This window comes from Paenibacillus allorhizosphaerae (assembly GCF_042659105.1).
Classification (GTDB): Bacteria; Bacillota; Bacilli; order Paenibacillales; family NBRC-103111; genus Paenibacillus_G; species Paenibacillus_G allorhizosphaerae.
In genome coordinates, this window is the sequence record NZ_JBHSRV010000015.1 from 126,164 (window position 1) to 134,545 (window position 8,382).

Sequence of the window (8,382 nt, forward strand, 5' to 3'; positions counted from 1 at the left end):
CAGCCGTGAACCTTTCATATCGACGCAAAACGCCGGCTTAACGGGTACGTTCGTTAGCCGGCGTATTTTTTAGCCCTTAGCTTTGCTTTACTTCGGAATGAAAGACAGCACTTGATCCAGGTTTTGCGGGGGCAGTTGCGCGATTAAATCCCCTCGCTGCTGAAGCCGCTGCTCGATGTTGAGCAGATGGAAGTCTCTCGGGTCCGGCCGCATGGCGACTTCCTGCCATGTGAGAGGCGTCGAGACGGAAGCGTCTTCCCGGGCACGCGGCGTGTACGGAGCGGACAGCGTCTTTCCGTACCAGTGCTGCAGGTAGTCGATATAAATCAGCGTGCCCCTGTCTTTTTTGAGCCGTTCGACGGTGAACAGCTTCGGATGCTTTTGCACCGCGAAGGAGGCGACAAATTGGCCGATGCGTCGCAGCTGCTCGAACGTATACTTGCGCTCGCGATCAATCGGCACATAAATTTGTACCCCGGTAGCTCCCGATGTTTTCGGAACGGAGCGAATATTCATTTTATCTAGAATTTCGCCTATGATCTCCGCAGCCTGCATGATTCGCGGCTCCGGGTCGACGCTCGGATCAATATCGATCAGCCACTCCGCCGGCAGCGTTTCTTCAATATAATGGAAGGAAGGGTGGAATTCGAGGCTCGCCAAATTGCCGAGCCACAGCAGCGTCGGAAGCGAGTCCAGATGCACGTAGTTAATGCCTTCCAGCTGTGCGGTTTTGACGAATGGAGGTATCGGCTCCGGCGCGTTTTTTTGATAAAACGACTTTTCGCTCCATCCGTTCGGAAACCGAATCGTCGTCAAGTAACGGTTGCGGCAGTAGGTAAGCAAATAAGGCGACAGCGCGACCAGCTTCTGCAAGTACATCGCTTTCGTAATTCGCTTTTCGGGCCACAGCAGCTTCTCCGGGTTGGAGACGGCGATCTCCTGCCCTTCGATGACGATCGATCCTTTTACCCGCTTATGCTTTGATCCTGTCTGCGCTGGCATGCTATGTTCAGTCCTCCTACACGCGGATGTTCACCAGCTTCGGATGCCGCAGCTGGCCCGCGGCGGTCACTTCCAGCCCGGTAACGGTTCCGGTCAGCGGAACGGACAGCCACATGATTTTTTCACGCTTCAACTCGGCCGGCAGGTACGATTTATTCCATAACGGCGATTCCCGTTCATACTGCTTGCCGTAAGCGAGCAGCGCCGCTTTGGAGGACTCGTTGAGCCCAAGAGATACGCGGCCGAACAGCACCTTGTCTTTTTCCATAATAAGGCTTGCCACGCGTCCTTCGCGGATAATGAGTCCGACAAACCGAACCTCGTGAATTTGCGCCGTTTTCTTCTTGTACCAGTCTTTATGCTGCTTTCCTTCCCGGTAAGGGCTCGACAGACGCTTGCTGACGACCCCCTCCCAGCCGCTCTCCTCCACCCACTGCCACAAGGAAGGGCCGTCGCTGAACAAGTCGGTTACGAACAGCTGGGGATGCTTAACCGGGAACAGCTCGCGAAGTTTCTCGTGCCGCTCGGCAAAGGGACGGGTACGGTAATCCTCGCCATTATAGCCAAGCAGGTCGAACAGCACGTAGATGAAATGACTCGTCTCCGCGCCGCGAATGTTCGCCGAAGCGCTGCGGGTTCGCTCCCGCTGAAGCACTTGGGAGAAGTCCGGCTTCTGCTTGGCAAGATCGAACATGACTGCTTCCCCATCCAGAAGCAGCGAAGGAAGTTGGGCCGCATGCCGTTTCAGCAGCTCCACGGCTTCCGGGTACAATGCCGTCTTATCGTCCATATGTCTGGAATATAAGCGGATGCGCCCGTGCTCGATCCGGGACAACATACGGACGCCGTCCCATTTGAGCTGAAACCCCCAATCGGGCCCGGCGGGCAATTGGGGGTTCGAGATGGGGGCCATCGGCATATTCGGCAGAATGAGGGTCCCCGTATCCGTAATGGGAATAAGCCCCGTCATGAACCTACAGAGTCCTTCACTTTCGTTTTACCTTTTCCTTTGGCGCTCTTGGCCGTTTTGGTCTTCTCACCCTCCGCTGCGGGCGCGGGAGTCGGATCGGCGGTAACGGGCTTGACGGCTTCCAGGCTGGCTTGCAGCGCCGCCATCAGGTCGATCACATTTGTTTTTTGCTGTTCCGGAGCGACGCGGATTTCTTCTCCTGCTACTTTTTGTTGAATGGCAGTTTCCAAGGCCACACGGTAATCGTCTTTATATTTTTCCGGCTCGAACGGAGTGGTTAACTGGGCAATCAGCATTTTGGCCATGTCCAGTTCTTTATCGTTCACATTGCTCTGCTCCGGCAAATTCGGCACTTGCTCCACCGAGCGAATTTCATCTGGGTAAAAGATCGTTTCCATTACAATGCAGCGATCAATGATCCGAATGGCCGCCAGACTGCTTTTCGAACGGATGGACACTTTGGCGATTCCGATCTTCCCGGTCTGTTTCATCGCTTCCATCAGCAAGTTATAGGCGTTTGCTCCTGTGTCGCCCGGGGACAAGTAATATGTCTTCTGAAAATAAATCGGGTCGATATCCGATAAGTTGACAAAGTCCAAAATTTTAATTTCCTTATTCACTTCACCGTTCAATTGCTCCAGCTCATCCTTTTCGAACAGCACGAAAGAACCCGGCGCGTATTCATACCCCTTCGTAATTTCCGCCCATTCCACTTCCCGCTCGCAATGCTGGCATTTGCGTACAAAATTAAGCGGCGTATTGCATTCCTTGTGAATCATGCGCATCGAAATATCTTTGTCCTCCGTGGCGGAGAACATTTTGACAGGCACGTGCACGAGCCCGAAGCTGATCGCGCCTTTCCAAACGGTATGCATATCGATACCCTCCCATCCAAACTTAAATCATAGTTATCAAACCTAATATTCAATGAAGGCGAACTATGGTGGTATGAAAGCTATTCTTACCAGTATACGCATAATCCGTTCGTCTCATTACAGCTGCGGCGTGCATGAACGAATATTTTTTGGGACAAGCTACAAGCTGTTAACGGCTTTCGCTGAATAGAGGAAACATAAGGGGGGACAAACAGTGAGCGAGGCGAATACGTCAGGCGGCCAATATGCGAATGACACGGCTCATGAAGGACGAGATTCCTACTTTATGGACATCGATCGGATGATCAATGAGGGACTCGGCGGCGGCACCGTATCGATGCATAACGGGCTAATTGATGATTCTACGACCGATACGATGGATCATCCGGAGTCCGTTACTGACGGAGGTGAGTGAAGAATGCAGCTGTCTCGGGCGCAACAAATTTTAAGCTCGCAAGATAAGATCAATGTCGAACTGAACGGCGTTTCGGTCTGGATCGACAGTGTCGATACGCAACAAGCAACGGCAAAGGTTCATGTGGAACATCAGCCCGCCGAGACGAAGGTCGTTTCGGTGGAGCAATTGCAGGAAGTGCAGTAATGGAATCGGATGCTCGGCTTTTCTGAAACCGTCGGGAACCGAGTGTACAATACAAAGCTTTCCGGGTGCAGAGCGGACTTGACAGGCCGACATGCGCTACGGGAAGCTTTTTTGTTGCTCCTGAAGGACGGGAGGGCTATAATAATTGTCAAAGTTGCAACTCGGCCATAGCGGATTGCCGTGCGGCTTGCAGCATTGTGGTGTCGGAGGCGGATGAATTTGAGCTCGATCGATGAATTTGCGCTGATTCGGCTGCTGAACGGCGGCAAACAATCGGCGACTTTGGTGACGGCGGCTGGCGTCATAACGGGAATTGGCGACGACGCGGCGGTCGTTGAGGCTTCCCCTGGGAGCCACCTAATATTGACGTGCGATACGATGACGGAACATATTCATTTTAAACAAGTCACGATGCGTGACGAGGATATCGGCTATAAGGCGATGGCATCGGCCGTCAGCGATATTGCCGCAATGGGCGGCGTCCCCCGGTTCGCCCTGGTCGCGCTCAGCATGCCCGGCGGGACGGCCGTGGAGCGGGTGCAGGCGATATACGAGGGACTTTACGAATGCGCGAGCCGTTACGGGATCGCCATTGTCGGAGGGGACACCACCGCTATACTCGGCGAGCTTACGTTGACGGTTACCGTCATCGGGGAGACGGAGCAAGGGAAAGCCAAGCTGCGCTCCACGGCTCAACCCGGCGACGCCGTGTTCGCGACGGGGTATCTCGGCCGCTCGGCCGCAGGCCTCGATTTCTTGCTGGGGCAAAACGTGCCCTCCGGCGAATGGACCGTGTTCCCGGAGCAGACGGAAGCGCTCGTTCAAGCCCATTGCCGGCCGGAACCGCAGATTGAAGCGGGACAAGTGCTTCAGCGATCCGGTGTGTGCCGCGCTTTGAACGACGTAAGCGACGGACTTGCGAGCGAGATGTGGGAAATTGCCGAGGCCTCGGGCGTCGGTATCGATTTGATCGAGGAGCGGATTCCGATAGCGGACGAACTCGCTGCATTTGCCCGGACGCAAGGGAAGGATCCGCTGGATTACATTTTATACGGCGGCGAAGATTATCAATTGGTCGGAACGGTTCCTGCCGGCAATGCGATCGAACTCCAGATGAAGTTCAAGGAAGCCGGATTGGCGCTGCATGTGATCGGTTATGTGCATGCGGAAGGTCAAGGCGTTAGAATGGTGCAAAATAACGGATATATCGTGCCGCTTGCGAAACATGGCTACAATCATTTTTCCGGCGCGGACGGGAAAGGCGGCGTATAGTGCGGGCATCGTATGAATTCATATCGCAAAATACGGGCGATACCGCCATGTTGGCGGAACGCTTGGCCTCGTTGTTTATCCGAGGTACGGTCATTACGCTGGACGGAGAGCTCGGGGCAGGCAAGACGACTTTCTCCCAAGCGGTCGCACGTGCGATCGGCGTGACGGAGGTGGTCAACAGTCCCACGTTTACGATTATTAAAGAATATGAAGGGGAACGTTTTCCCTTTTATCATATGGATGTGTACCGGTTGTCGCAGGAAGAGGCGGATGAGCTTGGGTTGGACGATTATTTTTACGGAGAAGGCATCACTTTGATCGAATGGGCTTCGCTCATTGAGGAATTGCTCCCACCCGATCATTTGGCGATCGAAATCGGGCACACTGGGGAAGAAGGCCGCCGGTTCGTACTTCTGCCGAAAGGCGAAGTATACGAAGCCTGGTGCCGTGAACTAAAGGAGAACGGATACTTGCTATGACGAACGGAATAGAAGCGCAATACGATGATCAAAAATGGATGCTGTCTGTCGATACATCGACCACTTCAATGACGGCGGCGCTGACGTTGGGCGACAAACTGGTCGGCGAGATCAGTTCCAAAGCCGAAAGGAATCACTCGCTTTATTTGATTCCGACGCTGCAGCGGCTCATGAATGAAGCGGGGGTGCGGCCGAAAGAGCTGGCGGCCTTCGCCGTAGGCGTCGGACCGGGCTCTTATACCGGTGTTCGCATCGGCGTAACGGTAGCGAAAACGTTCGCGTGGACGCATAAGCTCGCGCTGATGGGCGTATCGACATTGGAAGCGATCGCTCTAGGCGGAGCGGACATCTTGACTGGACAAGGGGATCAGGGTCTCGCCTCGGAAGATACGGTAATAGCCCAGGGCGGTAAGCTTCGCGCGCTGGACGGCGTCTCGGGGCAAAACTCCGCATTGCAAGAGTCCGTATGGGTCATTCCGCTGATCGACGCGCGCCGCGGGCAGGCCTTTACCGCTTTATACGAGGCATGTCAAGCCGGTTGGACATGCATGGCAGCGGACGGCATACGGCTTTCTTCCGAATGGGTAAAAGAACTGCTGGACCGAACGGCTGAAAGCGCACCGGACCGGGTCGTGTTTGCGGGCGAGCCGGAGCTGCACCGGGAGGCGATCGAACTGTTTGCCGAAGGATGGAAAGGTCCGGTTGACGTATTCGAGCAAGGCTTGCGCGCGAGATATACGGCCGAGCTTGGCCGGCGCCGCTGGTTGCGGGGGGAGACGGACGATGTTTTCGGGCTTGTTCCGAATTATACGCAGCTTGCGGAAGCCGAGGCCAAGCTGCTTGCCAACAAATCGTAAGGGGGAGGGGCCCTGGATGGAGCAGCAAAAATATGACAGGGAGCCAATCGAGGAACAGCTCCTGCAGTTTCGGCCGATGCAGATGGACGATATTCCGGCGATTTGTCGGATCGAGCAGGAAGCGTTCCCGACCCCCTGGACGGCCGGCGCTTTTCAGAACGAGCTCACCAACAATCAGTTCGCACGCTACATCGTGATAGAGATTGACGGAGAAATCGCCGGATACGGCGGTATGTGGCTGATCATGGAAGAGGCGCATGTCACCAATATTGCGATACGGGAAATGTATCGCGGCCGCAAGCTGGGCGAGCGTCTGCTCCGGGAAATGCAACGGACGGCGAGCTTTTACGGCGTGATCCGAATGACGCTGGAAGTACGCCCGTCCAATACGATTGCGCAGCGCCTGTACGAAAAGATGGGTTTTCGTTCCGTTGGCGTACGCCGGGGGTATTATACGGATAATAAAGAGGATGCGCTTATCATGTGGGCGGATTTGCCGAAGGCGGCGCGGGGAAAGTAAAAAGAGCTGCGCGCTGATAGCGTAAGCTGCCAAGTAAGCGCGGCTTGAGGCCTGCTTTTTTGATTTCGTGGGGATCTCTTTAACCTTTGGGGGAAATTCTAGCGCCCGAACGGTGGACTTGGGGACCCGAGTACGCGTTTTACAGTCGCATGCTTGCGGCAAGGCTCCGTTGTTTTTCGCATTGAACCTTTGACAACTCGGACTGCAAGATTTGTAGTTGTTTTAATAAAACATTGCCATACAATTGCGAGGTTTACGTTATGAACGAACAAGGCACGAAGGATCAAACGGTTTCCGGCCATCCGTCCCCAGGCGGGGAAAGGCCGGTATATATATTGGCAGTTGAAACGAGCTGCGACGAAACGTCGGTTTCGATCGTGCGCGATGGGCAGGAGATTCTGGCCAATGTCGTGTCGAGCCAGATCGAGACGCATCAGCGCTTCGGCGGTGTTGTGCCGGAAGTCGCCTCCCGCAAACATGTGGAATCGATCACATGGATTTTGGCGGAAGCACTGGAGAAAGCCGGCCTCCGTCCTGACCAGCTTTCGGCCGTCGCCGTAACGCAGGGGCCGGGGCTTGTCGGTTCTCTTCTTGTCGGCATGGTGGCGGCCAAGGCATTCGCCTGCGCTATGGAACTGCCTTTGATCGGAGTACACCATATCGCCGGGCATATTTATGCCAATCAGCTTGTGCATCAGCTGAAGTACCCCTTGATGGCGCTCGTCGTGTCCGGAGGACATACGGAGCTTGTGTTCGTCGAGTCCGAAGGGCGGTTCCGCATTATCGGACAAACCCGGGATGATGCCGCCGGCGAAGCCTACGACAAGGTGGCGCGCGCGCTCAAGCTGCCGTATCCCGGCGGTCCGCATATTGATCGGCTCGCGCACGAGGCGACGGAAGCGGTGACGCTTCCGCGCGCTTGGCTCGAGCCGGATTCGTACGACTTCAGCTTCAGCGGGCTGAAGTCGGCCGTGCTGGCCGTGCTGAACCAAGCCGGCATGAAAGGCATCGCGCTCGAGCCTTCAGCGGTGGCGCGCGGGTTCCAGGACTCGGTCATCGACGTCCTGGTGGAAAAGTCTTTACGCGCCGTGGAAGCCTTCGGCGCGAAGCAGTTGCTTCTCGCAGGCGGCGTGGCCGCCAACAAGGGGCTGCGCGCGCGGCTCGAGGCGCGCTGTGCGGAGGCGGGCGTGCCGCTGCTGGCGCCGCCGCTTTCGCTTTGCACCGACAACGCGGCGATGATCGCCGCTGCGGCGTTCTTGAAATATCGGCGCGGACAGTTCGCGCCGTTCGACATGAAGGCGGAGCCTCTGCTGAAGCTTGAGGCGTGGTCGGTTTAAGACGTCTTGTATGCTGCAGTCTCACCGGCGAACGGTCGTTGAGATTGCAGCTTTTTGGCGCCTTTTATGGGTGGAAGAAAATACCTTATAGCAAAAGCTTGCAATCCTGTTTTGAATTTGATATATTACTCCTTGTCGCTTTTGCGGCAGGCATGACGAAGCACATCGGAAGATGTCGAGTGAAAAATAAATGCTTGCATGATTCGAGCAAACGTGATATGATGTTTAAGTCGCTTTCGAGAGGTTGCTTAAACCGATCGGAGTGCTAGGAAATGAATTGCCCTTTGAAAACTGAACAACGAGTGAGTGAATTAGAGAATGAAAATTCTCGCCAGTTTTAAATTTTGAGCTAATCAGCTTACATTATAGCGAACATCGCCTTCGGGTGATGGGAGCAATTTGTATCAATTTCGGTCTTCGGTCCGAAAATGATACTTTAATGGAGAGTTTGATCCTGGCTCAGGACGAA

The 8,382-nt window shown here is 55.0% G+C and carries 10 protein-coding genes; 7 read left to right on the forward strand and 3 right to left on the reverse strand.

Features of this window, described 5'->3' with window-relative positions:
* Positions 1-87: 87 nt before the first annotated feature.
* From ligD to ku, 3 genes are read right to left on the reverse strand one after another with little or no spacing between them, the layout of a single operon-like run.
* On the reverse strand, positions 88-1,002 hold the full coding sequence (ligD, locus tag ACFQI7_RS31775) for a non-homologous end-joining DNA ligase (protein WP_218101698.1): 915 nt from the start codon (positions 1,000-1,002) through the stop codon (positions 88-90).
* Between the two features lie 16 nt (positions 1,003-1,018).
* Positions 1,019-1,972: an ATP-dependent DNA ligase gene (locus ACFQI7_RS31780; RefSeq protein WP_218101697.1), complete on the reverse strand. Its 954-nt coding sequence runs from the start codon at positions 1,970-1,972 to the stop codon at positions 1,019-1,021.
* The gene (gene ku, locus ACFQI7_RS31785) at positions 1,969-2,847 is read right to left on the reverse strand and encodes a non-homologous end joining protein Ku (RefSeq protein ID WP_218101696.1); all 879 of its coding nucleotides are present in this window, start codon (positions 2,845-2,847) and stop codon (positions 1,969-1,971) included. Before ku ends, ACFQI7_RS31780 begins: the two co-directional genes overlap by 4 nt.
* 214 nt (positions 2,848-3,061) lie before the next feature.
* Here ku and ACFQI7_RS31790 point away from each other — a divergent pair, with 214 nt between their 5' ends.
* The 7 genes from ACFQI7_RS31790 to tsaD all read left to right on the forward strand — a co-directional run bounded on the left by ACFQI7_RS31790 (position 3,062) and on the right by tsaD (position 7,913).
* Positions 3,062-3,262: a hypothetical protein gene (locus ACFQI7_RS31790; protein ID WP_218101805.1), complete on the forward strand. Its 201-nt coding sequence runs from the start codon at positions 3,062-3,064 to the stop codon at positions 3,260-3,262.
* 3 nt (positions 3,263-3,265) lie between these two features.
* On the forward strand, positions 3,266-3,448 hold the full coding sequence (locus tag ACFQI7_RS31795; RefSeq protein ID WP_218101695.1) for an H-type small acid-soluble spore protein: 183 nt from the start codon (positions 3,266-3,268) through the stop codon (positions 3,446-3,448).
* A 213-nt stretch (positions 3,449-3,661) separates the two neighbouring features.
* The gene (gene thiL / locus ACFQI7_RS31800; protein ID WP_218101694.1) at positions 3,662-4,720 is read left to right on the forward strand and encodes a thiamine-phosphate kinase; all 1,059 of its coding nucleotides are present in this window, start codon (positions 3,662-3,664) and stop codon (positions 4,718-4,720) included.
* On the forward strand, positions 4,717-5,199 hold the full coding sequence (gene tsaE, locus ACFQI7_RS31805) for a tRNA (adenosine(37)-N6)-threonylcarbamoyltransferase complex ATPase subunit type 1 TsaE (RefSeq protein ID WP_377518214.1): 483 nt from the start codon (positions 4,717-4,719) through the stop codon (positions 5,197-5,199). The genes thiL and tsaE overlap by 4 nt, the downstream gene beginning before the upstream one ends.
* Entirely contained in the window at positions 5,196-6,056 is an 861-nt protein-coding gene (gene tsaB / locus ACFQI7_RS31810; RefSeq protein ID WP_218101693.1) for a tRNA (adenosine(37)-N6)-threonylcarbamoyltransferase complex dimerization subunit type 1 TsaB, read from the forward strand. Before tsaE ends, tsaB begins: the two co-directional genes overlap by 4 nt.
* Positions 6,057-6,072: 16 nt before the next feature.
* Positions 6,073-6,576, forward strand: a complete 504-nt coding sequence (gene rimI, locus ACFQI7_RS31815; protein ID WP_218101692.1) for a ribosomal protein S18-alanine N-acetyltransferase — start codon at positions 6,073-6,075, stop codon at positions 6,574-6,576.
* A gap of 260 nt (positions 6,577-6,836) precedes the next feature.
* Positions 6,837-7,913: a tRNA (adenosine(37)-N6)-threonylcarbamoyltransferase complex transferase subunit TsaD gene (gene tsaD, locus ACFQI7_RS31820; RefSeq protein WP_218101691.1), complete on the forward strand. Its 1,077-nt coding sequence runs from the start codon at positions 6,837-6,839 to the stop codon at positions 7,911-7,913.
* Positions 7,914-8,382: the final 469 nt, after the last annotated feature.

What these genes read in the sequence shown, in the direction of transcription:
- rimI (WP_218101692.1), top strand. Translation starts at nt 6,073, where the DNA reads ATGGAGCAGCAAAAATATGACAGGGAGCCAATCGAGGAACAGCTCCTG.
- ligD (WP_218101698.1), bottom strand. Translation starts at nt 1,002, where the DNA reads ATGCCAGCGCAGACAGGATCAAAGCATAAGCGGGTAAAAGGATCGATC.
- ACFQI7_RS31780 (WP_218101697.1), bottom strand. Translation starts at nt 1,972, where the DNA reads ATGACGGGGCTTATTCCCATTACGGATACGGGGACCCTCATTCTGCCG.
- tsaB (WP_218101693.1), top strand. Translation starts at nt 5,196, where the DNA reads ATGACGAACGGAATAGAAGCGCAATACGATGATCAAAAATGGATGCTG.
- ACFQI7_RS31795 (WP_218101695.1), top strand. Translation starts at nt 3,266, where the DNA reads ATGCAGCTGTCTCGGGCGCAACAAATTTTAAGCTCGCAAGATAAGATC.
- ku (WP_218101696.1), bottom strand. Translation starts at nt 2,847, where the DNA reads ATGCATACCGTTTGGAAAGGCGCGATCAGCTTCGGGCTCGTGCACGTG.
- tsaD (WP_218101691.1), top strand. Translation starts at nt 6,837, where the DNA reads ATGAACGAACAAGGCACGAAGGATCAAACGGTTTCCGGCCATCCGTCC.
- thiL (WP_218101694.1), top strand. Translation starts at nt 3,662, where the DNA reads ATGAATTTGAGCTCGATCGATGAATTTGCGCTGATTCGGCTGCTGAAC.